Annotated in this window: 22 protein-coding genes; 7 read left to right on the top strand and 15 right to left on the bottom strand. The window is 52.9% G+C overall.

What is annotated here, in order from left to right; all coding sequences use genetic code 11:
• Nucleotides 1–10: 10 nt before the first annotated feature.
• From WC1_RS16655 to cecR, 4 genes are read right to left on the bottom strand one after another with little or no spacing between them, the layout of a single operon-like run.
• Entirely contained in the window at nucleotides 11–1,144 is a 1,134-nt protein-coding gene (locus tag WC1_RS16655) for an ABC transporter permease (RefSeq protein WP_003035208.1), read from the bottom strand.
• Nucleotides 1,137–2,873, bottom strand: a complete 1,737-nt coding sequence (locus WC1_RS16650; RefSeq protein WP_016149825.1) for an ATP-binding cassette domain-containing protein — start codon at nucleotides 2,871–2,873, stop codon at nucleotides 1,137–1,139. The genes WC1_RS16655 and WC1_RS16650 overlap by 8 nt, the downstream gene beginning before the upstream one ends.
• Entirely contained in the window at nucleotides 2,866–3,861 is a 996-nt protein-coding gene (hlyD, locus tag WC1_RS16645; RefSeq protein ID WP_016149826.1) for a secretion protein HlyD, read from the bottom strand. The genes WC1_RS16650 and hlyD overlap by 8 nt, the downstream gene beginning before the upstream one ends.
• The gene (cecR, locus tag WC1_RS16640) at nucleotides 3,858–4,535 is read right to left on the bottom strand and encodes a transcriptional regulator CecR (protein ID WP_003837027.1); all 678 of its coding nucleotides are present in this window, start codon (nucleotides 4,533–4,535) and stop codon (nucleotides 3,858–3,860) included. Before cecR ends, hlyD begins: the two co-directional genes overlap by 4 nt.
• A 221-nt stretch (nucleotides 4,536–4,756) precedes the next feature.
• On the opposite strand from cecR, the gene rhlE reads away from it, so the two are divergent.
• Nucleotides 4,757–6,100 carry an ATP-dependent RNA helicase RhlE gene (rhlE, locus tag WC1_RS16635; RefSeq protein ID WP_016149827.1) on the top strand — a complete coding sequence of 448 codons (1,344 nt, stop codon included), beginning with the start codon at nucleotides 4,757–4,759 and terminating at the stop codon, nucleotides 6,098–6,100.
• A gap of 68 nt (nucleotides 6,101–6,168) precedes the next feature.
• On the opposite strand, the gene WC1_RS16630 is transcribed toward rhlE, so the two are convergent.
• A complete protein-coding gene (locus tag WC1_RS16630; RefSeq protein ID WP_016149828.1) occupies nucleotides 6,169–6,903 on the bottom strand; it encodes a GntR family transcriptional regulator in 735 nt (244 codons plus the stop codon).
• 202 nt (nucleotides 6,904–7,105) lie between these two features.
• Between WC1_RS16630 and WC1_RS16625 the strand changes: the two genes are divergently transcribed.
• The 5 genes from WC1_RS16625 (at nucleotide 7,106) to WC1_RS16605 (ending at nucleotide 14,464) form a co-directional block, all read left to right on the top strand.
• The gene (locus WC1_RS16625; protein ID WP_016149829.1) at nucleotides 7,106–8,458 is read left to right on the top strand and encodes a class-II fumarase/aspartase family protein; all 1,353 of its coding nucleotides are present in this window, start codon (nucleotides 7,106–7,108) and stop codon (nucleotides 8,456–8,458) included.
• A 33-nt stretch (nucleotides 8,459–8,491) separates the two neighbouring features.
• Nucleotides 8,492–9,913, top strand: a complete 1,422-nt coding sequence (locus WC1_RS16620; protein WP_003837022.1) for a DASS family sodium-coupled anion symporter — start codon at nucleotides 8,492–8,494, stop codon at nucleotides 9,911–9,913.
• A 154-nt stretch (nucleotides 9,914–10,067) separates the two neighbouring features.
• Nucleotides 10,068–12,218: an ATP-dependent DNA helicase DinG gene (dinG, locus tag WC1_RS16615; RefSeq protein WP_003837021.1), complete on the top strand. Its 2,151-nt coding sequence runs from the start codon at nucleotides 10,068–10,070 to the stop codon at nucleotides 12,216–12,218.
• A gap of 29 nt (nucleotides 12,219–12,247) precedes the next feature.
• On the top strand, nucleotides 12,248–13,216 hold the full coding sequence (ybiB, locus tag WC1_RS16610; protein ID WP_003035227.1) for a DNA-binding protein YbiB: 969 nt from the start codon (nucleotides 12,248–12,250) through the stop codon (nucleotides 13,214–13,216).
• Nucleotides 13,217–13,378: 162 nt separating this feature from the next.
• Nucleotides 13,379–14,464: a malate/lactate/ureidoglycolate dehydrogenase gene (locus tag WC1_RS16605; RefSeq protein WP_003845417.1), complete on the top strand. Its 1,086-nt coding sequence runs from the start codon at nucleotides 13,379–13,381 to the stop codon at nucleotides 14,462–14,464.
• A gap of 97 nt (nucleotides 14,465–14,561) precedes the next feature.
• Here the strand turns inward: WC1_RS16605 and ybiJ are convergent, their stop codons facing one another.
• The 5 genes from ybiJ to mcbA form a co-directional block, all read right to left on the bottom strand.
• Nucleotides 14,562–14,822 carry a DUF1471 family protein YbiJ gene (gene ybiJ, locus WC1_RS16600; RefSeq protein WP_003035231.1) on the bottom strand — a complete coding sequence of 87 codons (261 nt, stop codon included), beginning with the start codon at nucleotides 14,820–14,822 and terminating at the stop codon, nucleotides 14,562–14,564.
• A 303-nt stretch (nucleotides 14,823–15,125) separates the two neighbouring features.
• Nucleotides 15,126–15,392, bottom strand: a complete 267-nt coding sequence (locus WC1_RS16595; protein WP_003035233.1) for a DksA/TraR family C4-type zinc finger protein — start codon at nucleotides 15,390–15,392, stop codon at nucleotides 15,126–15,128.
• A 75-nt stretch (nucleotides 15,393–15,467) separates the two neighbouring features.
• Complete coding sequence (ybiX, locus tag WC1_RS16590) at nucleotides 15,468–16,145, bottom strand: PKHD-type hydroxylase YbiX (protein WP_003837014.1); 678 nt, start codon at nucleotides 16,143–16,145, stop codon at nucleotides 15,468–15,470.
• A 43-nt stretch (nucleotides 16,146–16,188) separates the two neighbouring features.
• The gene (locus tag WC1_RS16585; protein ID WP_032948053.1) at nucleotides 16,189–18,474 is read right to left on the bottom strand and encodes a catecholate siderophore receptor Fiu; all 2,286 of its coding nucleotides are present in this window, start codon (nucleotides 18,472–18,474) and stop codon (nucleotides 16,189–16,191) included.
• 292 nt (nucleotides 18,475–18,766) lie between these two features.
• Nucleotides 18,767–19,027: a DUF1471 family periplasmic protein McbA gene (mcbA, locus tag WC1_RS16580; protein ID WP_003035239.1), complete on the bottom strand. Its 261-nt coding sequence runs from the start codon at nucleotides 19,025–19,027 to the stop codon at nucleotides 18,767–18,769.
• 210 nt (nucleotides 19,028–19,237) lie between these two features.
• Here mcbA and rlmF point away from each other — a divergent pair, with 210 nt between their 5' ends.
• Nucleotides 19,238–20,164, top strand: coding sequence for a 23S rRNA (adenine(1618)-N(6))-methyltransferase RlmF (gene rlmF / locus WC1_RS16575; RefSeq protein WP_003035241.1), 927 nt, complete (start codon nucleotides 19,238–19,240; stop codon nucleotides 20,162–20,164).
• Here the strand turns inward: rlmF and ybiO are convergent.
• The 5 genes from ybiO to dps all read right to left on the bottom strand — a co-directional run bounded on the left by ybiO (nucleotide 20,161) and on the right by dps (nucleotide 25,648).
• Entirely contained in the window at nucleotides 20,161–22,398 is a 2,238-nt protein-coding gene (gene ybiO / locus WC1_RS16570; RefSeq protein WP_016149831.1) for a mechanosensitive channel protein, read from the bottom strand. The two genes, rlmF and ybiO, sit on opposite strands and share 4 nt — an antisense overlap.
• Before the next feature lie 118 nt (nucleotides 22,399–22,516).
• Nucleotides 22,517–23,239: a glutamine ABC transporter ATP-binding protein GlnQ gene (gene glnQ, locus WC1_RS16565; protein ID WP_003035246.1), complete on the bottom strand. Its 723-nt coding sequence runs from the start codon at nucleotides 23,237–23,239 to the stop codon at nucleotides 22,517–22,519.
• Nucleotides 23,236–23,895 (bottom strand): glutamine ABC transporter permease GlnP, encoded by a 660-nt coding sequence (gene glnP / locus WC1_RS16560; protein WP_003035248.1) that lies wholly within the window; start codon nucleotides 23,893–23,895, stop codon nucleotides 23,236–23,238. The genes glnQ and glnP overlap by 4 nt, the downstream gene beginning before the upstream one ends.
• Before the next feature lie 137 nt (nucleotides 23,896–24,032).
• Nucleotides 24,033–24,779 carry a glutamine ABC transporter substrate-binding protein GlnH gene (gene glnH, locus WC1_RS16555; RefSeq protein ID WP_003837002.1) on the bottom strand — a complete coding sequence of 249 codons (747 nt, stop codon included), beginning with the start codon at nucleotides 24,777–24,779 and terminating at the stop codon, nucleotides 24,033–24,035.
• A gap of 365 nt (nucleotides 24,780–25,144) precedes the next feature.
• Nucleotides 25,145–25,648, bottom strand: a complete 504-nt coding sequence (gene dps, locus WC1_RS16550) for a DNA starvation/stationary phase protection protein Dps (protein WP_003035253.1) — start codon at nucleotides 25,646–25,648, stop codon at nucleotides 25,145–25,147.
• Between the last annotated feature and the right edge of the window lie 69 nt (nucleotides 25,649–25,717).

The raw sequence follows: 25,717 nt of genomic DNA on the forward strand, positions 1-25,717 counted from the left end.
GCCCGTCCCCTTAATCCAGCCGACGTTTGGTTTTAAGCCACGTCAGGCCAATAAACATCACCGCCGAAGCGATTAAAAACAGCACGTTAATAATCAGCACCACCGGAATATTTCCCGCCAGAAACAGGCTTTGCAGGGTACTGACGAAATAACGCGCCGGAATAATGTAGGTTACCGCCCGGATAATCGCGGGCATGCTGTCTATCTGGAAGATAAAACCTGACAGCATAATCGAGGGCAGGAAAGCGGCGTTCAGCGCGACCTGCGCGGCGTTAAACTGGTTGCGGGTGATGGTGGAAATAAGCAACCCCATGCCAAGCGTACTGAGCAGAAACAGGCTGGTAATGAAAAACAGGATCAGCAACGAGCCGCGATAGGGCACGCCAAGAATAAATACCGACACCAGCATACACAGCAGCATCGCCAGCATGCCGAGGAAATAATAGGGGATCAGTTTACACAGCAGTAATTCGACGCGGGTGACTTCGGTAGAAAGCAGTGCCTCCATGGTTCCGCGTTCCCATTCGCGCGCCACCACTAATGAGGTGAGGATCGCGCCAATCACCGTCATGATGATGGTTACCGCCCCGGGAATAATAAAGTGCTGGCTGATGGCCGCCGGGTTAAACCAGTAGCGTGTTTGCACGTCGATCAAAGGCTCGAACGATTCCCCACGATCTTCCGCCCGCTGTTGCTGCCAAATCTGCCAGATGCCTTCGACATAACCCTGCACAAAGTTGGCGGTATTGGGTTCGCTGCCATCGGTGATCACCTGGATCGGTGCCACGTCATTAGGTCGCGCCATCTGCTGGGCAAAATCCACAGGGATCACCACCAGCCCACGAATGCGCCCGGCCTGCATTTTTTCAATCAATTCCTGCCGGTTATCGCTGATGGTGGCGTCAATATACGGCGAGCCGGTCATGGTATGGGTAAAATCCAACGCCTCTTCGCTTTGCTGTTCGAGCAAAATCCCGACCCGCAGCTTGCTGGAGTCGAGGTTTATCCCGTAGCCGAAGATAAACAGCAGCAGCAGCGGGATCACCACCGCAATCAGCCAACTGCTGGGATCGCGAACGATCTGGCGCGTCTCTTTCACGCACAGCGCACGTACGCGACGCCAGGAGAGAGCGGAGTTACTCATGCGTATGCTCCTTATCCCAGTCATTGATTAGCGTAATGAATGCCTGCTCCATGGTCGGGTCCGGAGTGTCGCTGTCGGCAGCCTGAGCTTTCAGGTCGTCCGGTGTTCCGCTGGCAATCAGTTTGCCGCGATACACCAACCCGATGCGATCGCAGTATTCCGCCTCGTCCATAAAGTGGGTGGTCACCATCACCGTGACGCCTTTTTCCACCATGCTGTTGATATGCAACCAGAACTCACGACGGGTGAGGGGATCGACCCCGGAAGTGGGTTCATCAAGGAACAGAATGTCGGGTTCATGCATCAGCGAGCAGGCCAGCGCCAGACGCTGCTTAAACCCCAGCGGCAGTTCGTCGGTGGCGTGGGAAGCGATACTCTTCAGGCCAAATGCCTCGCTCATTCGATCGATTTTCTCCTTCTGCGCCCGACCACGCAGGCCGTAGACGCCGGAGAAAAAGCGCAGATTTTGTTCAACCGTCAGGTTACCGTACAGGGAGAATTTCTGCGCCATATAACCCAGATGCTGACGCGCTTTGCCGGAGCTGACTTTCAGGTCCATATCCAGCACCAGCGCTTTGCCGGAAGTGGGGACCAGCAGGCCGCACATCATTTTAAAGGTGGTGGATTTGCCGGCACCGTTGGGTCCTAACAGACCAAAAATCTCGCCGCGCTGTACGGAAAAGTCTACGTGGTCGGTCGCGGCAAAATCGCCAAACTTCTTGGTCAGCGCTTTGGCTTCGATCACCGTTTCGCCAGGCGTGCCTTCTACGGTATGCAGGATAGCGCCCAGCGGGGATTCCGATGTTCCGGCTCCGCCGAGTAAATCGATAAAGGCATCTTCGAAGCGGGGTGCAGTTTCATTGATGGTTATCTGCGGCATGCCGTCAGCGTTTTGGATCTGCTGAGCTGTCGCCTCTTTTTTCAGGATTAAACGGACGGATTTCCCCTGAATCATTCCGTCGCTGACCAGCGGTAGTTTTAACGCGCGTTGTAGCAGTCGGCGGTTATTTTCCTGCGGACTGCTCATCAGGAAGCTGCGACCAGCCATGGTTTGCGTAAGCTGAGTAGGATCGCCCTGGTATAACAATTCGCCTTCGTTCATCAGCAGCACATCACGGCATTGCTCTGCTTCATCCAGATACGACGTACTCCAGAGGATCAGCATGCCGTCTCCGGCCAGTTCGTGGACCATTTGCCACAGTTCGCGACGGGAAATTGGGTCGACACCCACACCTGGCTCATCCAGCAGCAACACTTTGGGTTCGCCGACCAGCGTACAGGCTAGCCCGAGCTTCTGCTTCATGCCGCCGGAAAGTTTGCCGGCCAGTCGTCCGGTAAATGGCCCCAGCGAGGTAAACTCCAGTAGTCGGGCAAAGGTTTTTTCTCGCGCCTCACCGGTGACGCTACGCAAATCAGCATAGAGATTGAGGTTCTCCATGACGGTTAAATCTTCATACAGGCCAAATTTCTGCGGCATATAGCCCAGTACCGCATGCAGCGCGCTGTCGTCCTTGATAGGGTCAAAGCCAATCACCGCAGCACTTCCGGCATCGGGTTTTAACAATCCCGCCAGCATGCGCATCAACGTGGTTTTCCCCGCGCCGTCCGGCCCGACAAGTCCGGTCACGTAGCCTGCATGCACGGTGCAGTCGAGCGGGGCAACGGCCGGTTTTTCCATTCCGGCAAAGTTTTTTGTCAGCCCTTTGAGCGTAATAACGGCATCATTCATGCCGTGCCTCGTCACTGAATTTGATCGTTACCGGCATTCCCTGGCGCAGCGCATCGTCCGCGTCGGTTACGACAATTCGCAGGCGATACACCAGATCGGTGCGCAGATCAGGAGTCTCGACCGTTTTCGGCGTAAATTCGGCGGTTGGTGACACAAAGCCGATTTTGCCGTGATACGGTTTGTCCGGGCGACCGTCGGTATAGAGCAGGATCTCACGTCCTGGCTGCGCCTGGCTCAGATTGCGTTCGTCAACGTAGGCGCGGACCCATACCGGACGCGTGAGCGACAGCGTCAGTACCGTGCTCCCTTCGTTCAGCATGCTGCCGGGTTCAACCGCGCGGGTGAGAAGCGTGCCGTCAGATGGCGAGGTCAGCGTGGTATCATGCAAATTAAGTTCTGCCTGTGCCAGCTCTGCCTGAGCTTGTTCGAGCGTGGCTTTTGCCTGCTCGATGTCCTGCACACGATTACCGCTGCGATATTGCGTGAGTTTATCCTGCGCGGATTTCAGTGAAGCTAACGCCTGATCGCGAGATGAACGCGCGTTTTCCAGATCGTTGGCAGAAATGGTACGGCTTTTCCACAATCCTACCTGCCGATTGTAAAAATTCTGCGCGTAATCATAGGCGGCCTGCGCCTGTTTGACTGCCGCCGCGGTTTGCGCGATCTCTTCTTCGCGATACCCTGCCAGCATCAGATCGTATTGCGCCTGCGCGGCGGCAACGTTGGCTTTTGCCTGCATCAATGCGTTTTCATACGGTGCGCGGTCCAGTTTACCCAGCACCTGACCGGCGGTAATCGCATCGCCTTCATCAACCGCCAGCGAGGCCAGTCTGCCGCCGACGCGAAAACTCAGGTTGACGCTACGGATATCGACATTGCCGTATAGCGTCAGGCTGTTATCTTGCCGACTCTGATACCACCACGTTCCACCGGCAATCACGGCAACGAGGGCCGCGATAACCAGCCCGAGAACGACAGGTTTTTTCATGACTCCAGACTCCTTTGCGTTAAACCTTGCAGAATAAGATCGATGTGACAGGTGATCGTTTGGTCAATCAGCGCGGTTTTATCCTCATCAAATTGTGACCAGCCCGTACGCAACAGAATGGTTTCTTTCCCCAGACGAAAAGCCAGCACCTCGCCGAGTATGGCGTGGGTATGCAGAATCATTTGGGTATCGTTGGCATCGCCGCCGGTATAGGCGGCAATCAGGCGCGTCAGGTGTGTATGCAGCGGATTGATAACCTGGTCGTGCACCAGTTGATAAGCCGCAGTGGGGGAAAGCTGTTCACGCGAGATAAATTTGCTCAGGTTAACGGTGTCGTCCTGGGTTAACAGCATGATCATATTTTTGCAGGCGCGCAGGATCAGTTCACGCATCGCGCCACGATCCGGTTCTGGCTGAGCGAATAAACGCTCGGCCTCTGCAGCGTGCGGACGAAACTGTGAGCCGATAAAATCTGCAATCCACTGGGCGCAGGCGAGATATAAATCCTCTTTTGAGCCAAAATAGTAGGTGATAGCCGCAATGTTTTGCCCGGCCTGTGCAGCGATATCGCGCGTCGTGGCGTGCAGACCATACTCGCCGAATTGCGCCAATGCGGCGGCAATGAGCTGGTTCTTCGCCTGTTCACCTTTGGTTGTCATGGTGGGTGTATTCATGGCACGACTCTGATCTTAATCAATCGATTGATTAAGAATATGACTGATGTGCAGCCTTGTCCAGTCCGGACGGTTATTTTCCAGTGAAGGGATAATTTATGCGGCACATCACAAAAACTGCTACACTCCGCCCCTTCATGACATTGTGGTTTTTGTCATCTCTATTGTATGTATCTCCCTGAAAACGACACCGGTAACGGTCAGGGCGGTTCGGAGTTGTTATGTCTTTTGATTCCCTTGGTTTAAACCCTGAAATTTTACGTGCCGTTGCCGAGCAGGGTTACCGTGAACCTACCCCTATTCAGCAGCAGGCTATTCCTGCCGTGCTGGAAGGCCGCGATCTGATGGCCAGCGCCCAGACCGGTACGGGGAAAACAGCAGGTTTTACCCTGCCGCTGTTGCAGCACCTGATCACCAATCAGCCGCATGGTAAAAGCCGTCGTCCGGTTCGTGCGCTGATCCTCACGCCAACCCGTGAACTGGCGGCCCAGATTGGCGAAAACGTACGTGATTACAGTAAGTATCTGAATATTCGCTCGCTGGTGGTCTTCGGCGGCGTCAGCATTAACCCGCAGATGATGAAGCTGCGTGGCGGTGTGGATGTGCTGATTGCCACCCCGGGTCGTTTACTCGATCTGGAGCACCAGAATGCGGTAAAACTGGATCAGGTGGAGATCCTGGTACTGGATGAAGCTGACCGCATGCTGGATATGGGCTTTATTCACGATATTCGTCGCGTTCTGGCAAAACTGCCGGCAAAACGTCAGAACCTGCTGTTCTCGGCAACGTTCTCTGATGACATTAAGTCGCTGGCCGAAAAACTGCTGCATAACCCGCTGGAAATCGAAGTGGCGCGTCGTAATACCGCGTCCGAGCAGGTAACTCAGCATGTTCATTTCGTCGATAAAAAACGTAAACGTGAACTGTTGTCACAGATGATTGGTCAGGGCAACTGGCAGCAGGTGCTGGTGTTTACCCGTACCAAACATGGCGCGAACCATCTGGCAGAACAGCTGAATAAAGACGGCATCCGCAGTGCGGCAATCCACGGTAATAAATCTCAGGGGGCACGTACACGTGCGCTGGCTGATTTTAAATCCGGTGATATTCGCGTGCTGGTAGCGACCGATATTGCCGCGCGCGGCCTGGACATTGAAGAATTGCCGCATGTGGTGAACTACGAGTTGCCAAACGTCCCGGAAGATTACGTGCACCGTATTGGTCGTACCGGTCGTGCGGCCGCTACTGGCGAAGCGTTGTCTCTGGTGTGCGTCGATGAACATAAGCTGTTGCGCGACATCGAGAAGCTGCTGAAAAAAGAGATCCCGCGTATTGCAACGCCAGGCTATGAGCCAGACCCGTCCATCAAAGCCGAGCCGATCCAGAATGGTCGCCAGCAGCGTGGCGGCGGCGGCCGTGGTCAGGGTGGAGCAGGGCGTGGCCAACAGCCGCGTCGTCAGGATGGCGGTGCGCCAAAAGCGAAACCGCGTAGCGGCGAAGGCAAACCGGCAGGCGATAAGCCTCGTCCGCCGCGCCGTCCGCGCAAACCGTCTTCCGCCCAGTAATTCACCTTGCTGTCTGGCAGTATAAACACGCTATCCGGTCTACACAGGGTGTAGGCCGGACAGGTCAATCACTCCCCCGAACTTTGCGATTTCAGCACGATTGAGCAGGTATATCGTCCTGCCGGGTGAATCGAAATCGTCGTCTCAAATACTTTCCCGTCCCTGTCCAGATAACGACGCACAATTCTCATCGCTGGCGAATCAGGCGCTACGTTGAGGATCTTTGCCACCTTTTTGGGCACACCGACAGCCGTAATAGTCTGATGCACCTCATGGCTTTTGATGCCGTAATGCGTTTCGATCAAGTCGCTGATTAATGAGTGTGGATCGTCACGGATGTAGGTGCGCAGTTTAGCGTAATCCGTGCTGGCATAGCTGTCCGTCCAGCAGATCGGTGCGTCGGGGTTTTGCGCATCTTCGCGAGTGCTGGCAATGTGCAGCCATCGAGAACCTGGCGGGCAGCCAATCATCTGGGACAACTCTATGTCCGCCACAATCTCATCGATTTTCTTGATGACGCGCAGATTGTTTTTGGCCAGCAGCAACAGATCCTCAAGATGCGATAGCGGGTGATTGACGCCGTTCGCCTTAGGTTCGCAAACGCGAGTACCCGCACCTTTACGCCGTGAAATCAGACCTTGCTCTGTTAATTCCCTCAACGCCTCACGCATGGTGTGGCGGCTGACCTGCCATGTTTCGCACAGTTCCATTTCCGTTGGAAACAGCGATCCGGGGGCAAAGGTCCCCACCGAAATTTGCTGCGCCAGTTCACGTGCTATTCGCTTGTACAGAGATTCTTTCATCGCGGTTTCATCAAAATATTAGTGATCTTTATCACGAAAATTTGTACGGACTATTCCCTACATTTCTTATGAATACTATAAATGTCCGTACATTCAAATGTACGGACATTTAATTATGTCTGGACATTGTGTCGGCGTTTGAATATCTAAAAAACGACCGTAAACACGCATCTTATCACTATCAGATTTTCCAGGGGGATTTATGGCTTCGAATGTACTTGATTCTGTTCTGTTCAGGGATTCTTTCGGCACACCGGCGATGCGCGCGGTGTTTGACGATCGCGAGCTGGTACGCAAATACGTGGAAGTGGAAGTGGCATTAGCTAAAGCCCAGGCACGCTGCGATGTGATACCTGAGGCTGCGGCGCAGGAAATTGCTGAAAAATGTAATGCCGATACGCTCGATTTTGATTTATTACGCCATGAAACCGAAATCGTGGGTTATCCGATCCTACCGCTGGTGCACCAGATTTCTAAACAGGCTGGCGAGTCCGGCGGCTATGTGCACTGGGGGGCAACCACTCAGGACATTATGGACACTGCTGTAGTCCTGCAAATTCGTGATGCTTTTGCGCTCATTGAGTCCGATATGGACAAACTTCGTGCAACGCTGGCCGATCTCTCACGCCGTTATCGTGATACGCCGATGGCCGGGAGAACCCATTTGCAGCAGGCTCTGCCAGTGACCTTCGGTTATAAAACAGCCATCTGGCTGGATATGTTTGAACGTCACGCGGAACGTCTGACTCAGGCGCGTCCTCGTGTATTGGTCGGCGAGTTTGCGGGTGCCGCCGGTACGCTGGCATCGCTGGGGGATAAAGGGCTGGCGGTACAAAAAGCGATGATGGAAGAGCTTGGGCTGAATATCCCAACGTCCACATGGCATGTTGCGCGTGATGGTTTCGCCGAGGCGGTGAATCTGTTAGCGGTGATTACCGGGTCGCTGGGCAAGATTGCCTACGACGTAATGCTGCTGGCAGCAAACGAGTTTGGTGAGCTGTATGAGCCGTTTGTTAAAGGACGCGGTGCCAGCAGTACTATGCCGCAGAAACGCAACCCTATTTCCAGCGAGTTAATGCTGGCCTGTGCCAAAGGCGTTCGCCAACAGGCAGGGCTGATGCTTGATGCAATGGTGCAAGATCTGGAGCGTGCAACCGGGCCGTGGCATGCCGAATGGATTGCTATCCCGGAGAGTTTCGTTCTCAGCGCGGGGGCATTGCATCAGGCTAACTTTATGCTGGCGGGGCTGGTGGTCGATGAAGCGGCGATGAAACGTAACCTCGGTATGACCAACGGATTGATTGTGGCTGAAGCGGTCATGATGGGGTTGGCTCCGTACATTGGTCGTCAGGATGCGCATGATGTGGTGTACGACGCTTGCCGCATCGTCAACGAACAAGGCGGGCGATTAGCGGACGTGCTGAATGCGATGCCATCTGTCTCGGAACGACTTGACCCGCAGTTGATTGAAGAACTGACCGACCCGGCAAATTACCTTGGAATGGCGCCAGCAATGGTGGATCAGGTATTAGCGAGATATATGTCGCGGAAATGAACGCTCTTGGGCTAACGGAATAAGGATATTTTTATGTCAAAAAATTCTGCCACGGGAAAATCCATTCTCTCGTTCCTGATACCGCTGGCGATAGGCGCGATCATTTGGTTTTATCCCGTACCTGCTGGTCTGACGCCTCAGGCCTGGCATATGTTCGCGATATTTGCCGCGACCATAGCCGCGATTCTTACCCAGCCGCTCCCTTCGGGGGCGGTGATGTTGATTGCACTTTGCGTGGTAATTTTCACCAAAACGTTGCCAGAGGCAAAAGCATTGTCAGGTTTTGCATCCGGTACAGTATGGCTCATTTTCTGTGCCTACGTCTTGTCTCTGGGTTTTGTAACCTCGGGATTGGGGAAACGTATTGCGTATAAAATGTTATCGCTCTTTGGTGGCAGCAGCCTGGGTATCGCTTACTCACTGGGGGTTTCCGATCTGATTATGGCCCCGGCAATGCCATCAGTAACCGCGCGTTCCGGGGGGATTATTTTCCCTATCACTCGTTCCATCAATGATGTATTGGGCTCAGCGCCGGGGGCAACGGGCAAGCGTATCGGCGATTTCTTAACCATGGTGTGCTTCCAGTTTACGCCGATTACCGGGGCAATATTTCTCACCGGGATGGCGGCGAATCCGCTGGTAGCGAGTCTGGCGAAATCGTCATTAGGAATAGAGATAACCTGGGGCGGATGGTTTATTTCCGCAGTGGTTCCTGCGATGGTCTGTTTCTGCCTGATGCCGCTATTGGTTTATAAATTATTGGATCCCGAGCTTAAGCGTACGCCGGAGGCGAAAGCGATGGGCAAACAGGCCCTCGGTGAGCTCGGTTCGATGAGCAGCAATGAGAAAAAGGTCGCGTTTGGTTTTGTGCTGGCATTGGTTGGTTGGGGGACCAGCTTGATTACGGGATTGTCTGCCACATCTGTCGGGCTGGGATTGGCTGCGTATCTGTTTGCCTCGGGCGCTGTTAGCTGGAAAAGTTTGCTTAATGACCACGCCGCCTGGGATACGGTGATCTGGTTTAGCGTCATTATTAGTCTGGCGACAGGGCTTGCCGATCTGGGTTTTATTAAATGGATGACCATAAAGTTAGGCAGCGGTATTCAGGGTTTTGGCGCGATCGAGTCCTTTATTGTGTTGGGGATCCTTTACATTTACGTCCATTATCTCTTCGCTACGGCGACCGGGCATGTGGCTGCGCTGTATGCCCCTTTCGCGGCCACGGCGATCGCTGCGGGAGCACCGCCGATGATGGTGGCTATTTGCTTCGGTATCTTTAGTAACCTGATGTGGGGGAATACCGAGTATGGTGGTGGACCTGGCCCCATTTATTTTGCCCAGGGCTATTTTGAACGACCGCGCTTTTACAAAATTAACCTCTGTGTGGTGACGGCAAATGTGATCATCATTTTTGCCGTGGGCATGCTGTGGTGGAAGCTGTTGGGATACTATTAAACGTCAGTGAATTATTGGCCGGACAGGACTCGAACAGCCGTCCGGCCAGGAAAAATGAATTGCGAAACGCTTTCCAGAATGGGGGAAAAAGGTACATCCAGGGCCTGAAATGTGCCACAATAGTGGCTGTTTATACAGTATTTCAGGTTTTCTCATGGCACTAACGGCCGCGTTAAAAGCGCAAATCGCCGCCTGGTATAAGGCGCTTCAGGAACAGATCCCCGACTTTATCCCCCGTGCGCCGCAGCGGCAGATGATTGCTGACGTCGCGAAAACGCTGGCAGGTGAAGAAGGGCGGCATCTGGCGATTGAAGCGCCGACCGGGGTGGGGAAAACTCTGTCGTATCTGATTCCCGGTATTGCCATTGCGCGTGAAGAGCAAAAAACGCTGGTGGTCAGCACCGCCAACGTCGCTTTGCAGGATCAGATCTACAGCAAAGATTTACCGCTGCTGCGCAAAATTATCCCTGACCTGCGTTTTACCGCCGCGTTTGGTCGCGGACGCTATGTCTGCCCGCGTAACTTAGCGGCGCTGGCCAGTACTGAACCCAATCAGCAGGATCTGCTGGCTTTTCTCGACGATGACCTAACGCCCAACAACCAGGAAGAACAAAAGCGCTGCGCCAGGTTAAAAGGCGATCTCGACAGCTACAAGTGGGACGGGCTGCGCGATCACACCGATATCGCCATTGACGACGGACTCTGGCAGCGTCTGAGCACCGATAAAGCTAGCTGTCTGAATCGCAACTGTCACTACTACCGTGAGTGCCCTTTTTTTGTCGCCCGTCGGGAGATTCAGGAAGCTGAAGTGGTGGTGGCTAATCATGCGCTGGTGATGGCGGCGATGGAAAGCGAAGCCGTTTTGCCGGAGCCGAAAAACTTGTTGCTGGTACTTGATGAAGGCCACCATTTGCCGGATGTCGCGCGCGATGCGCTGGAGATGAGCGCGGAAATCAGCGCCCCCTGGTATCGGCTCCAGTTGGATCTGTTTTGCAAATTAGTGGCGACCTGTCTGGAACAGTTTCGCCCGAAAACCACGCCGCCGCTGGCGAATGCCGAGCGTCTGAACGGTCACTGTGAAGAGCTGTATGAACTGATTTCATCGCTCAATAACATTCTTAATCTGTATATGCCTGCTACTCAGGAGGCGGAACACCGCTTTGCGATGGGCGAACTGCCTGCAGAAGTGATGGAGATTTGTCAGCGTCTGGCAAAGCTTACGGAAATGCTACGCGGGCTGGCGGAACTGTTCCTCAACGATCTCAGCGAAAAAACCGGCACTCACGATATTGTGCGTCTGCATCGGGTTATTTTGCAGATGAACCGGGCGCTGGGCATGTTTGAGGCGCAAAGCAAACTGTGGCGGCTGGCATCGCTCGCGCAGTCGTCAGGCGCGCCGGTGAGTAAATGGGCGACGCGCGAGGTGCGTGACGGGCAAATCCACATCTGGTTCCACTGCGTGGGGATCCGTGTGAGCGATCAGCTCGAACGACTGCTGTGGCGTAGCGTCCCGCATATTATTGTCACTTCCGCAACGCTGCGCTCGCTCAACAGCTTCTCGCGTTTGCAGGAGATGAGTGGTCTGAAGGAAAAAGCAGGGGATCGGTTTGTTGCGCTGGATTCACCGTTTAATCACGTTGAACAGGGAAAAATCGTCATTCCGCAGATGCGCTACGAACCGTTAATTGATAACGAAGAGCAGCATATCGCGGAAATGGCCGCCTATTTCCGCGAACAGCTGGAAAGTAAAAAGCATCAAGGGATGCTGGTACTCTTTGCCAGCGGTCGGGCGATGCAGCGTTTTCTTGAGCATGTTACCGATCTGCGCCTGCTGTTGTTGGTGCAGGGCGATCAGCCGCGCTATCGACTGGTAGAGTTGCACCGCAAACGGGTGACCAACGGCGAGCGCAGCGTGCTGGTTGGGCTGCAATCTTTCGCTGAAGGTCTGGACTTGAAAGGCGACCTGCTGACCCAGGTGCATATTCACAAAATTGCTTTTCCACCGATCGACAGCCCGGTGGTGATCACCGAGGGCGAGTGGTTGAAAAGCCTGAACCGCTACCCCTTTGAGGTGCAGAGCCTGCCCGCGGCGTCGTTCAATTTGATCCAGCAGGTTGGGCGACTCATCCGTAGCCATGGCTGCTGGGGAGAAGTGGTTATTTATGACAAACGTTTATTGACCAAAAACTATGGCAAGCGTTTACTGAACGCGTTACCCATATTTCCGATAGAGCAACCTGCTGTGCCAGACGTTATAGTAAAACCAAAAGAAAAAGCGAAACCCACGCGCCGCCGTCGGCGTTAACGATGCGAGCAACAGGCAAGGAGTTATCGATGGATTACCGCAAAATCATTAAAGAGATTGGGCGAGGAAAAAATCACGCGCGTGACCTGGACAAGGATACTGCTCGCGGACTGTATACCCATATGATGAACGGCGACGTACCTGATCTTGAGATGGGCGGGGTGCTGATTGCGCTACGTATTAAAGGCGAAGGCGAAGCGGAGATGCTGGGCTTTTACGAAGCGATGCAAAACCACACCATTCGCCTGACTCCGCCAGTAGCCAAACCCATGCCGATTGTCATTCCCAGCTACAATGGTGCACGCAAGCAGGCGAATTTGACGCCGCTGCTGGCGATTTTACTGCATAAGCTCGGTTTCCCGGTAGTAGTGCACGGCGTCAGCGAGGATCCAACCCGCGTGCTGACAGAAACCATTTTTGAACTGATGGGGATTACGCCAACGCTGCATGCCGGGCAGGCGCAGGCAAAGCTGGATGGTCATCAGCCGGTGTTTATCCCGGTGAGCGCGCTGTGCCCTCCGCTGGAGAAACAGCTGGCGATGCGCTGGCGCATGGGCGTGCGTAACAGTGCGCACACGCTGGCTAAATTAGCCACGCCGTTTGCTGAAGATGCGGCGCTGCGTCTTTCCAGCGTTTCCCACCCGGAATACGTCTCGCGTGTGGCGAAGTTCTTCGGCGATATCGGTGGGCGCGGCCTGTTGATGCATGGTACCGAGGGCGAAGTGTATGCCAACCCGCAGCGCTGCCCGCAGATAAGCCTGATAGATTCATCCGGTGTGCGAGTGTTACAGGACCGACAAAGCGAGATGCCTGACGAGCCGGTACCGCTGCCGGTGGCAAAAGATCCGGAAACCACCGCGCGCTGGATTGAGCGTTGTCTGGCTGGCAGTGAGCCGGTCCCGGCATCGTTGAAAATTCAGATGGCCTGCTGCCTGGTGGCAACCGGTGAATCCGCCTCGCTGGCCGAAGGACTTGCCCGCGTCGAGCAAAGTTTCTGATTTATTTGTTATCCCGACGGGCCTTTTACCTGGTCTGTCGGTTTTCTCTTTTCGGCAACGTGAAATTTCTGCACGTTTATTGACCTCCTGAGCGCCGTGGCGCAGCATAGTTTGTTGAAAAATAAGAAACACAACAAACACGCGACACAACAGGAGATAACAATGAACAGTGGACATCGCTTCCATGTGCCAACGCTGCACGCCTTTATCCAGGCCGTTTTTCACCAGATGGGAAGCAATGATCAGGAGGCGCGGCTGGTGGCCGATCATCTGATAGCCTCTAACCTCGCCGGTCACGACTCCCACGGCATCGGTATGATCCCAAGCTATATTCGTTCATTCTCGCTGGGGCATCTGCAAATCAACCGTCATGCCAAAGTGGTAAAAGATGCGGGGGCGGTGATTACGCTTGATGGCGATTGTGCCTTTGGTCAGGTGGCGGCTCACGAAGCCATCACGCTGGGGATTGAAAAAGCTCGTCAGCACGGTATCGCCGCCGTGGCATTACATAATTCGCATCATATCGGACGTATTGGTTACTGGGCGGAGCAATGCGCGGCTGCAGGTTTTGTCTCAGTGCATTTTGTGAGTGTGGTCGGGATCCCGATGGTTGCACCGTTTCATGGCCGCGATAGTCGTTTTGGCACTAACCCCTTCTGCGTTGTTTTTCCGCGTAAAAATACCTTCCCGCTATTGCTCGACTATGCAACCAGTGCCATCGCGTTTGGCAAAACCCGTGTGGCATGGCATAAGGGCGAGCCGGTAGCTCCTGGATGTCTGATTGATGTGGAGGGGATGCCTACAACCGATCCTGCGGTAATGCAGGTTTCTCCGCTGGGATCGTTGCTAACCTTTGCCGAGCACAAGGGGTATGCGCTGGCGGCGATGTGCGAAATTATGGGTGGTGCGCTTTCAGGGGGTAAAACCACACATGAAGAGAGCCTGCAGACCAGCCCGGACGCCATCATCAACTGTATGACCACTATTATTATGAATCCGGAACTGTTCGGCGCGCCGGACTGCGACAACCAGGTCGCAGCATTTGCTGAGTGGGTGAAAGCGTCCCCGCATGCTGAAGATGCCCCGATCCTGTTGCCAGGTGAGTGGGAAGTGAATACTCGCGAGGAACGGCTGGAACACGGTATTCCGCTGGATGCAGGAAGCTGGCAGGCGATTTGCGAGGCGGCGCTGCAAATAGGCATGCCGGACGCCGTGTTGCAGGAATTCCGTCAACGACTTGAACACTAAGCAAAAAAAAGCCCGTCCAGTGGCGGACGGGCAAACAAAGGGTAACAAACAGGGTCAATGAGGGTTGGAGCATTGGGTCGTACAGGTAATCTTTCGGTTATTTATAGATAACCGCGGTGCCGCTCATTTTGTCTTTACCGACAGCGGAAGTGATGCTGTAACCAGTTGCGCCAGCAGCAGCCGCTTTCTCAGCCAGTTTGGCTTCCAGGCCATCCAGTGTGGTGGCGCCATCAGCAGAAACTACACCAATTTTATTCATGCTTTGTGCCTGAGTGGAGGAAACCGGCTCGGCAGCGAAAACGCCAAATGACAGGGTAGACAGGGCGATGGCAGCAACAGCAAATTTGATATTTTTCATGATTAATCTCTCGCAGGGTTGTTCTGTTAGTAGTCAGTGTTCTTTAAGAAGACGTTGTTCCGTCGATGTGATAAGTATCACGTTTTTTTTGGTGAGAGAAAATCGAATAGAATTGACGACATCAATCAAAAAAATTGAATGACAAATAACTTATTGAATATTAATAAATTCAGGCGAGGGATTTACAGTTCTTGTCATTGCGCTTTACAGAGAAACCAACAACGGCACATTTTGCCACACAGAGTGCGAAAAAGCGTGCTCGTAAAGGAAATCGTATGCGCTGAAACTTTTGGTAAAGATGAGTCAACGTAGCTGGCTATCTTTCGAACCTCTGCGATTATATCCTGAAAATGCCGCGCTATGTGAATCTTTATCCTGTTGGCAAGTGATGCACAAGCGTACCCCAGGTACGGCCTCACGTCTGGCCTGAGGGATAGGATTGCCACATTCTTCGCATTCATACAGACTTTCCCCCGTCGGTAACTCACCGCGGGCACGGGCAACAGCATCTTCAATAGTATTGTTGATCTGTTCGTTAACTGCGTCGTCATTTGCCCATCCGGATGCCATGTGTACCTCCTGCAGATGTCTACAGACTAAGTATAGCGAAGATGATGGCTGAAAAACGACCATGCGCCAGCAGTATCAGATTTCAGACCATTCGCGCAGCAGGTTATGGTAGAGATTGAGTAATGACAGGATCTCGTTGCTCTCTCCATGACGAGCCTTCAGGGATTGAATGTTTTTATCCAGTTCAAAAAGCATGGCGCGATTTTTGTCGTCACGGATCATCGATTGTACCCACATAAAGGACGCCACACGAACGCCATGGGTTACTGGCGTGACGCAGTGCAGGCTGCTGGAAGGGTAAAGCACCAGATCGCCTGCCGGAAGCTTCACCGCATGCTGGCCGTAGGTGTCATTAACCAGCAGCTCTCCGCCTTCATAATCATCCGGATTACTCAGGAATAAGGTTGCGGAAAGGTCTGTGCGCATCCAGCCGTTCTCCGGATGGCTACGCACCGCGCCGTCAACGTGAAAACCATAGGTCTCGTTGTCCTGGTAGCGATTAAACAGCGGTGTGGAGAGCGTTTTCGGTAGTGCTGCGGCGAAGAAAAGCGCGCTGTTATTTACCGCAGTCTGTACCGCCTGTTGTAAAACGCCGTAGCGTTCACTTTGCGTATTTACCTGCTGGTTGTTTTTAACCTGCGCTCCCTGAGCGCCGGTGGTTGCGCGACCATCAACCCAGTCGGCAGCGTCCAGTTGCTCGCGAAACCAGGCTACATCCTGCGCCGACAGAACGCCGGGAATGTGGTACATCATCAGTGTTTCTCCTGAAAGTGGGGCTTTCGCCCCACGCGATGGATCAGAAATGCATATTGGCGGTGAGCAGGAAGGTTCTTGGCTCGCCTGGATGATAACGGTATCCACTCTTGTTTATGGAGGATACATAATCGGTGTCGAACAGGTTATAGACGTTTAGCTGGAAATCGAGATTGCGATTCACGCGATAGCCCAGTTTGGCGTCGGCGACCCAGTAACCTTCAGTGTAGGATGGCGTACCCACGGCGCCGTCCGAACCGCGATGCATACTGCCCACGTAGCGTGCGCCCGCGCCAACGGAAACATCGTCGGTTGCCTGATACTGGCTCCACAGCGTGAACGCATGTTCCGGTGTATACGGCAGGGATGAGGAGCCATCCTGAGCAACATTTTTACCGCTGTGGATGGTTGCGCGTTGCTGGGTGTAACCTCCAATAATCTGCCATGCGGGGGTGATGTTGCCTGCTACCGAGAGCTCGTAGCCTTCAACGCGTTTCTCCCCGTACTGGGAATAGGTACCGTCGTCGTTCTGCTCAACTTCATTCTCAATATCCGTGCGGAAAATTGCGGCGGTTAACAGCAGGCGCTTATCCAGCACCTCCCATTTGGTGCCAATCTCGCTGGTTTTCGCTTTCTGCGGTTTGAAGTCGGTACGGTTTGCGCTGTTACCGCTTCCGCCCTGAGCAAGGGCAAAGTTGCTGCCACCCGGCGGTTGCTGAGAAACGGCATAGTTAATGTAGATATTGCCGTTATCGGTCAGGTGATACAGCGCGCCCGCTTTCCAGTTCACCAGATTGCCTGATTTGGCAGTATCCACGGTGGTGACCGGAGAACCTTTGGCGACGCCTGTCGGACATGCCACTGCACCACGGCCAGAAGCGCCGCAAGCGGTGGCGCTGTCATATTCAGTGCGGTAATTGTCGAGGCGAATACCACCGTTCAGCTCGAACTCGCGGGTAATTTGTAGCGTATCAAAAGCGTATACGCCAAAGGTATCGGTTTGCCCGTTAGCGTTGGCGCCGTTACGCGATAATCCGCCGATATTCACGTCGCTGTTGGGATGATAAATATTAACCGGCGGCGGGGTAATCGGGGCTACGCCATAGTTGGTTTGTGTTTCGCGCGTCAACTCCACGCCAGTGCTGATGTCGTGACCGATGGATCCCGTGTAAAACTTTGAGGTCAGGTTGGTCTGGTTGGTCAGGATTTTGTTACTGACATCTTTGGTATTTGCCAGGCGTGACCAGGTCCAGGTGTCGACGCTGCTGGTGGGTTGCGTAATATTAGACGCACCGCCCATCACCGCCGTCATCAGATAATCCTGTTTAATACGCGACCAGCGGGTGGTGTTGCGAATCGTGGTGCTGTCGTTCAGGTCATGTTCAAAACGCATCGTCGCGGTATCGGTCGTCGAATCGTCGTAATCCGAGTTGGTGCCGTAGAAGTTATGCGTATCAACTTTTCCTGAATGATTCAGTGCAGACGTCCCTGCGGAAGGCGCAGAATATCCCGGCAGACCGATGGTGGGAATGCCTCCATCCGGTGTGTTGTGTTGAGTAACGTGCAGATAGTTCAGATACAGTCTGTTCTCGGTGCCTAAGCCAAAAGCAAGTGAGGGGGCCACGCCGTAACGTTCATTCTTCACGTTGTCGCGACCGGCATCATGTGTTTTTTCACCCATCAGGTTTAAGCGTGCGGCGGTGGTGTCGCCGATAACCTGGTTAATGTCCAGCGTACCACGGCGGAACCAGGCGCTACCGACGCTGGCCGACGCATCGATTCCTGAGTCGGTACGCGGTTGTTTGCTGATCATATTGATAGAGCCAGTCGGTGCGCTACGTCCATAGTCGGTACCGGAAGGACCTTTAATCACTTCGACCTGTTCGGTATTGAAGGTATCGCGCGTGACGCTGCCGATATCACGAACACCGTCGATATAAATACTGTTCGAAGTATCCGCGCCACGCATATAAACCGCATCACCGGTAGTGGAGTTGCCGTTTTCACCAGCGAAAAACGCGCCAACGCCCGGTACGTTTTTCAGCGCATCGGTCAAATTTGTTGCGCCTTGATCCTTAATCACCTGCTCAGAAATCACCGTCATGGTGCGGGTGGTATCCGCCACCGGGCGGGAGAATTTAGGGTCGGCAGACTGTGTTGGGGCGTACAGCGAAGGTTTGGCCGCTTCAACGACCAACGTATCTTCTTGTTTTTTATCCTGATCGCCTGCTGCGACAGCCTGGGCTACCGGAGACAGGCCAATGCACAGACCGGCAAAAAAAGTCAGTGAATGAAAACTACTGGACGGCAAGTTGCGATTTTTATCCATTTTAATTAATGACTTATTATTTTTTGAGTAGACGGTTTCACTCACGCGAAGGGACATCTCTGTGGATGTTGTACCCTGCAGGTCTCGCGAAAATGAATGTGTAATTGATAATGATTTTAATAATCATTTCTAATCAGTACGACGTTTTAGCATTCATTAATTCAAAAATAAATACATTTATTTACATTGGATTCAAAATGCCAACACATTGATTACAAATTGAGCCGAAAATGAAGTGAACAGCGCGCAGAAAACTGCATTCGGGGCGAATGCAGTTGGGAGAAGGTAGGGGCTACTTATAGATAGTTGCGGTGCCGTACATCTGATTTTTACCGCCAGCAGAATTAACAACAAAGCCTTTTGCCCCTTGCTCTTTCGCTTTCTCTGCCAGCTTGTCTTCGAGGTCGCTCAGGTTAGAGGCGCCGGTAGCGGATACTGTGCCGGAAGCTTGTAGCTGACCGGTAGCTGGGCTGGTGTAGGGCTGTGCAGCAAAGGAGGCAAATGTCATGCCGGTAAGTACGGTAGCGGCAAGTAATGTGAGGCATTTCTTCATGGTGATATCCTCTGAAAAACAACAGGTGTGCCTGATAAGTTTAGGTCGTCAGCGGATGACATTTACCGCAAAAAACTGGTGATGAACTGTCTGTTTTTCGAACAATCAGCAAAGCGTCAAACAGGCGTAAAAAATCAAATTTCCTTGTTGTGTGTGTTTACCGCGTGGCGTTATGCGGGTATCTTACGCCGCTGTTAAAAGGAGAATGCTATGTCCGCCCAGAAACCGGGATTACACCCACGCAACCGCCACAATGGCCGTTATGATCTTGCGACTTTATGCCAGGTTACCCCAGAGCTGACGCAATTTCTCACCCTCACGCCCGGCGGGGAGCAGAGTGTTGATTTCGCCAATCCGCAGGCAGTAAAGGCGCTCAATAAAGCACTGCTGGCGCATTTTTATGCGGTGAAAAACTGGGATATTCCGGACGGTTTTCTGTGCCCGCCGGTGCCTGGTCGTGCTGACTACATTCACCACCTGGCCGACCTGTTGGGGGAAACCAGCGGAACCATTCCGGCAAATGCGAGCATCCTGGACATAGGCGTAGGGGCAAACTGTATTTATCCGCTGATCGGCGTGCATGAATACGGCTGGCGATTCACGGGCAGTGAGAGCAGTAGCGAAGCGTTTAACAGCGCTCAGGCGATCATAAACGGCAATCCGGGGTTAACCCGTGCTATTCGTCTGCGTCGTCAGAAAGATGCTTCGGCAATCTTCAACGGTATCATTCACAAAAATGAGCAGTATGAAGCCACATTGTGTAACCCGCCATTCCATGATTCTGCGGCCTCAGCCCGCGCAGGAAGCGAGCGTAAACGTCGTAATCTGGGGCAAGATAAAGATGATGCGCTGAACTTTGGCGGACAACAGCAGGAGCTGTGGTGTGAAGGCGGCGAAGTAGCGTTCATCAAAAAAATGATCGTCGAAAGCCAGGCTTTTGGCCGTCAGGTTATGTGGTTTACCACGCTGGTTTCTCGCGGCGAGAACTTGCCTCCGCTGTACCACGCATTAACGGATGCGGGCGCGGTGAAAGTGGTCAAGAAAGAGATGGCCCAGGGGCAAAAGCAGAGTCGCTTTATTGCCTGGACCTTTATGGATAACGATCAGCGTCGTCGTTTTATGGCGCGTAAACGCTAAAGCGTTGGCTCGGTTGGCGGCAGCGGTTCGCTTGCCGCAGATGTTGGGCCATTCCCTGGTGCAGGCAACACTTGATAGGTCTGTACCGGGGCGCGTATGTTGGCCAGATCGAAGTATTTCTTCACCTGGCTGTCGAGCGCAAAACGTACCGTCCACTGCTTCAGCGGCAAGGTGGTAAACGAGACCCGTAGTGTGAATGCTGTATTGGTTAATCCTACAATCCCGGCAAACGACGGCTCGCCAATAATCAGCCCGCGAATATCATCTTTTTCCATCACCGCAGCAACCGCATCTTTCAACGCCTGATTCGCTTTATCCGCATCCTCATGGCGGTCTACGTCGTAATTGGCGACGACTGAGCCAATGCCACGCACAAAGTTGGCGAAGGTCGTTATCGATGACCAGGGAATGATATGGTACGCCCCGGTGTCCTGACGCACGCCCACAGAACGGATGGACATCCGTTCAACCGTACCGGTGAGTGGACCGATGGTCACCAGGTCGCCGGTGTTCATGCCATTTTCAAACTGAATAAAAATCCCGGTAATAATATCTTTTACCAGCGTTTGCGAGCCGAAAGAGATAGCCAGCCCCAGCGCCCCGGCCCCGGCCAGTAAGGGGGCGATATTGACGCCGATTTCCGACAACACAATCATGATGGTGATCGTGCTGATGATCACCGCCAGTGCGTTACGAAACAGTGTCAGTAGGGTGCGGGTACGAGCGCTGGGCAGCGGACGACCGTGGATATCGGAAGCCAGACGATTTTCAATCAGGCTGGCGAGAATCGTCCAGCCGATGGCGGAGAAGAATAAAATCAGCGCGATACGGATCAGGATATCCACTGTTTTTTCTCCTGCGCCGTAATGCAGCCAGTTCCAGAAGTCGAACAGTCCCCAGGCATTCAGTAGCAGCATCACCGCAACGCACACTGTCAGGATCCTGGCTACGCTTAACGCTGTCGACAGCCAGCCATTCAGCCGCTTTTGCAGTTCCGGATAGCTGCGCTGGGTGTGTGGCGAAAGGGTAATAGTTTTGGCTATCCAGCGGGAAAACATGCCGGAAACAAAGGCGGCAATTCCAATGATTACCAGACTGCGCAGCGTAGCGCCCATCATGAATTTCAGGCTGTTGCCCGGATCAAACAGCGAAAAGAAAAACAGCACAATGAAATAGGCGCTGGCCAGCCAATGCCATACCAACGCAAAAGCACGAATAAACAGACTGAAAAAAGCGAGGGATCTTTCCGCCAGATTCAGCAAATGCTGCGTTATCTCTTTCTTGTTTCTGAAAATCAGGTACAGCGCCCATAGCGTGATACATAACATGATGATGACGTTGGCCATCGCGCCGACCTGCACATTGACCTGATTCGAGATAATGGGTACGGCAACGATAAGCCCATAGCCAATCAGGCTGCTCAATGAACTCAAACGGCGATTCCAGTAGCGTGCGCCAGCATCCTGAATGTTAAACGGGCGCAGCTCGGCCACCGTTGGGCAAAATATCAGGCGCAAAATGGCCTTGAAGAATTCAATCAGGGCGAAGGCATTGAGAAACAGGCTTTGCTGAAAGGCGATCGTGCGACTGCCAGCGTTCATTTTGTCGCTCAGTATCTGCCCGACAAATAATGTCAGCGCCAGCAGAAGCAAATCAATAATGAATGCGCCAACGATCATCGCCGGAAGCTGAAGCCAGTTGCTGCGTTCGCGGTTTTTTCGCCGCGCCCATTGTCCCATTTTGCGATACAACGGTAGCGCGCACAGGCGAACCAGCCAGAAAAAACCGAACACTGACACCGCCAGCATTAAAAAATGCGTCAGAGCATTGGTGAACGTTTGCGGATTAAAGGTCTTATGCGGGGCATCGGTAATATTGCGATAAAGCTGGGCAAAGCGGCTGGAGAGCGCCTCACCGTAGTGGCGGGTGACGTCCGTGACGTTTTCCAGTACCGTTTTTTCTTCCGTTAACGTGGGCGGGACAATGGTCGGCACCGGCTCGGCAGGAGGGGCAGTGGCCACTTTGCGTAACTGACCGATCAGCTCCTGACGCGAGGCGTCATTTTCCAACACATCGGCCAGTGCGCCGTAAGCCGCTTTTTTCTGTTCAATATCCGGCTCTTTCGCCGCTGTGGTTTGCGCGTTGGTTGATGTTGGCGTGGTGACGCCAGGTATCGTCACCGCCTGAGTCGGGAAACTCAACAGACAAACAAAAATGAACAGGATCCCGCGCATGACTCCTCCCATGAGAAAATAAATTCAAAAGGATAAGTATAGATGTCAGGGCGGGAGAGAATTGAAATGAGAGGATTCTGGTGAAAAACCTCCCTTCGGGCGAAGGGAGGCAGAGCTATCAGGATACGTGCTGCAAGAATTCCTGTAAGCGTTGGCTGGGCGGATTTTCAATCAGGGCCTGCGGATTACCGTCTTCGGCAATTCTTCCCTTATCAATGAAAATCAGGCGTGAAGCCACTTTCTCGGCAAAACCGATTTCGTGGGTCACAATCACCATGGTCATCCCTTCTTCCGCCAGATCCTGCATAACTTTCAAAACCTCATGACGCAGTTCCGGGTCAAGCGCAGAGGTTGGCTCATCAAACAGCATCATTTTCGGCTTCACCGCCAGCGCTCGGGCGATAGCCACACGCTGTTGTTGACCACCGGACAGCTCAGAAGGGTAGTGATGCGCACGTTCGGCCAGACCTACTTTCGCCAGCAGTTCTTTCGCCAGTTTCTCGGCCTGTTCTTTATTCGCCCCGCGTACGCGCTGCGGCCCGAACATGACGTTTTCCAGCGCCGTCAGATGCGGGAACAGATAGAACTGCTGAAATACCATCCCGGCTTCCTGGCGGATTAACCGCTCGTCTACCTTCGGATCGTTCACTTTCAGACCGTCGACGATCAGATCTCCAGAGGTTATCTCTTCCAGTTTGTTAATGCAGCGTAGCAGGGTAGATTTACCGGATCCTGACGGTCCGATAATCACCACTACTTCACCCTGTTGAATGTTCAGGTCAATATTGTGCAGCACCTGGGTTGGACCAAAGTGCTTAGAAACGTTTTTAAATTCAATCACAGGATTTTCATCCTTCTTTCCAGACGACGCAGAATGAAGCTCAGCACCAGCGTTATGATCAGATAGAACACCGCAACGGCGCTCCAGATTTCCAGTGCGCGGAAGTTACCGGCAATGATTTCCTGGCCCTGACGGGTCAGTTCAGCGACGCCAATGACAATAAACAGCGAGGTATCTTTAATGCTGATGATCCACTGGTTGCCCAGCGGCGGCAGCATACGACGCAGCGCGAGAGGCAAAATAACGTGGCGAATAGTCTCTGTGCGTGAAAGTCCAAGGGCCAGTCCGGCTTCGCTGAATCCTTTATGGATTGAGAGCACCGCACCGCGGGTGATTTCCGCAATATAGGCACCGGAGTTGATCATGATGGTGACAACGGCGGCGCTAAAGGGGTCAATGCGTAAATCGTTAAATGCCATTGGTAGAGCGAAGTAAATAAACATTACTTGCACAACGATTGGCGTACCGCGAATGACTTCGATAAACACCAGCGCTACGTGGTTGGCGATCCAACCGCCGAAAGTGCGCGCAAACCCTGCTGCAAGTCCGATTATCAGACCGCCAGCCAGACCGAGGACCGAGATCCACAGGGTCATTTTGGCGCCTTCAATCAAAAGCGGGATGGCGGGCCAGATGGCACTCCAGTCAAACTGCATATGTCGTTCCTGTTACCGTGGTGTAAATATTCAAATGCCCGTTTTGCCGGATGCGCTGGGCTTATCCGGCTTACAGGTCTCAAAAATCCAGGCGTAGGCCCGGTAAGCATCACGCCACCGGGCAACGCTACCGGTTATTATTTAGGTTCAGTACCGAACCATTTTTTGTAGATTTCGTTGTAAGTACCGTTCTCTTTCAGCGTTTTCAGCGCGCCGTTCACTTTCTCACGCAGGTCGTCGCTGCCTTTCGGGAAGGCGATGCCGTACTGCTGGGCTTCCAGTGATTCGCCTACAGCTTTGAACTGGCCATTGCCAGCTGTTTTGATGAAGTAAAGAATGTTTGGTGTGTCGTGCAGCACGGCGTCTGCGCGGTTGGTGCCCAGTTCCATATAGGCGTTATCGATGTTCGGGAACTGACGCAGGTCCTTGGTTTTGATATTCGCTTTCGCGTAATCAACGGAACCGGTACCGCTCTTAACTGCAACGACTTTACCATCCAGATCTTTTACGCTTTTGACGTCGTTGTTATTTGCTTTCACCATCACTAATAGACCGCTTTTGTAGTAGCCATCGGAGAAGTCGATCGCTTTTTTACGCTCATCGGTGATGGTGATACCCGCCAGCGCCAGGTCGACGTTTTTGGTTTGCAGAGCCGGGATGATGCCGCTGAAATCCATTGGTTTCAGTTCATAATCCAGTTTCAATTCTTTGGCAACGGCAGCCCACAGATCCACATCAAAACCAACGTATTTGTCACCCTGTTTGAATTCAAACGGTACAAACGCGGTGTCGGTTGCGACAACCAGTTTCTTGTCTGCGGCATGGGAGGACACCGCAAAAGCCAGGGTAAGTGCAGCCAGTGAAACTTTTAATACAGACTTCATAGGATTTCCTTTTATATCCACGGGGCGATCCCCTGCGAGAACATATGGCTTAATGAAAGAATCGTGCCAATTTTGCAACTCATTGTTTTAACAAGAGGGTATCTCGTTTCTCTGCACAATAAGTAGGGCAAAGCGAGTAATTTGCACTGTTTTGGGGCACTCATTTGGTGCGAACCAGCCACGGTGCAAACGGTATGACTATTTAGCGTAAAAATTGTTGATAAAACAATCTTTCGTTAACGATTGTGTGAGGTGATTATTACAAATAATTTACTTTGGAGTGACGAACGATCAATGTTATGCACCATAGATGTGCAAAACCCCCGCCGGAGCGAGGGTTATATAGGTAATTCTTATGTCTGCTGTTACTCAATGTTGGCTTCGATAAACCACAGGAATTTATCGAGGTCGCGAGAAGCTGCGGTAAAGATATCTGCGGTATCTTCGTCTTTTGCTTCGCTAATAGCCTTACGTACGCTGTTTGCAACTACGGCATAACGTTCAGCCAGTTCTTTTAAGTGGTCCTGTACGCTATGGATATCCAGCGGGTAACTTTTCAGAGGCGTTTTGCTATTAATAACCTGAGTTGTGCCCAGTGCCACACCGCCCAACTGTACGGCGCGTTCAGCCATCGTGTCGAGGTGATCGGTCAGGGCTGTACGGAAGCCATCCAGCATTTCATGTACCGCAATGAAGTTTGCGCCGCGCATGTTCCAGTGAGCCTGTTTGGTGATCAATGACAGGTCAATGAACTGGATTACTTGCTGATTCAGCAGTTCAACGGTCGCTTTCTTTTCGCTATCAGACACATCGTTGCGGGTATAAAGGAGGGCGGATGCTTTTGTTTTTACCAGTTTCGCGGTACTCATATTTTCATATCCTCTTGATAGTTATGTCCCAACTCTTCAACGGAATTAAGTATAGCGCTAAATTTGGAT

This window comes from Citrobacter sp. KTE30 (genome assembly GCF_000398825.1).
GTDB lineage: Bacteria > Pseudomonadota > Gammaproteobacteria > Enterobacterales > Enterobacteriaceae > Citrobacter > Citrobacter freundii.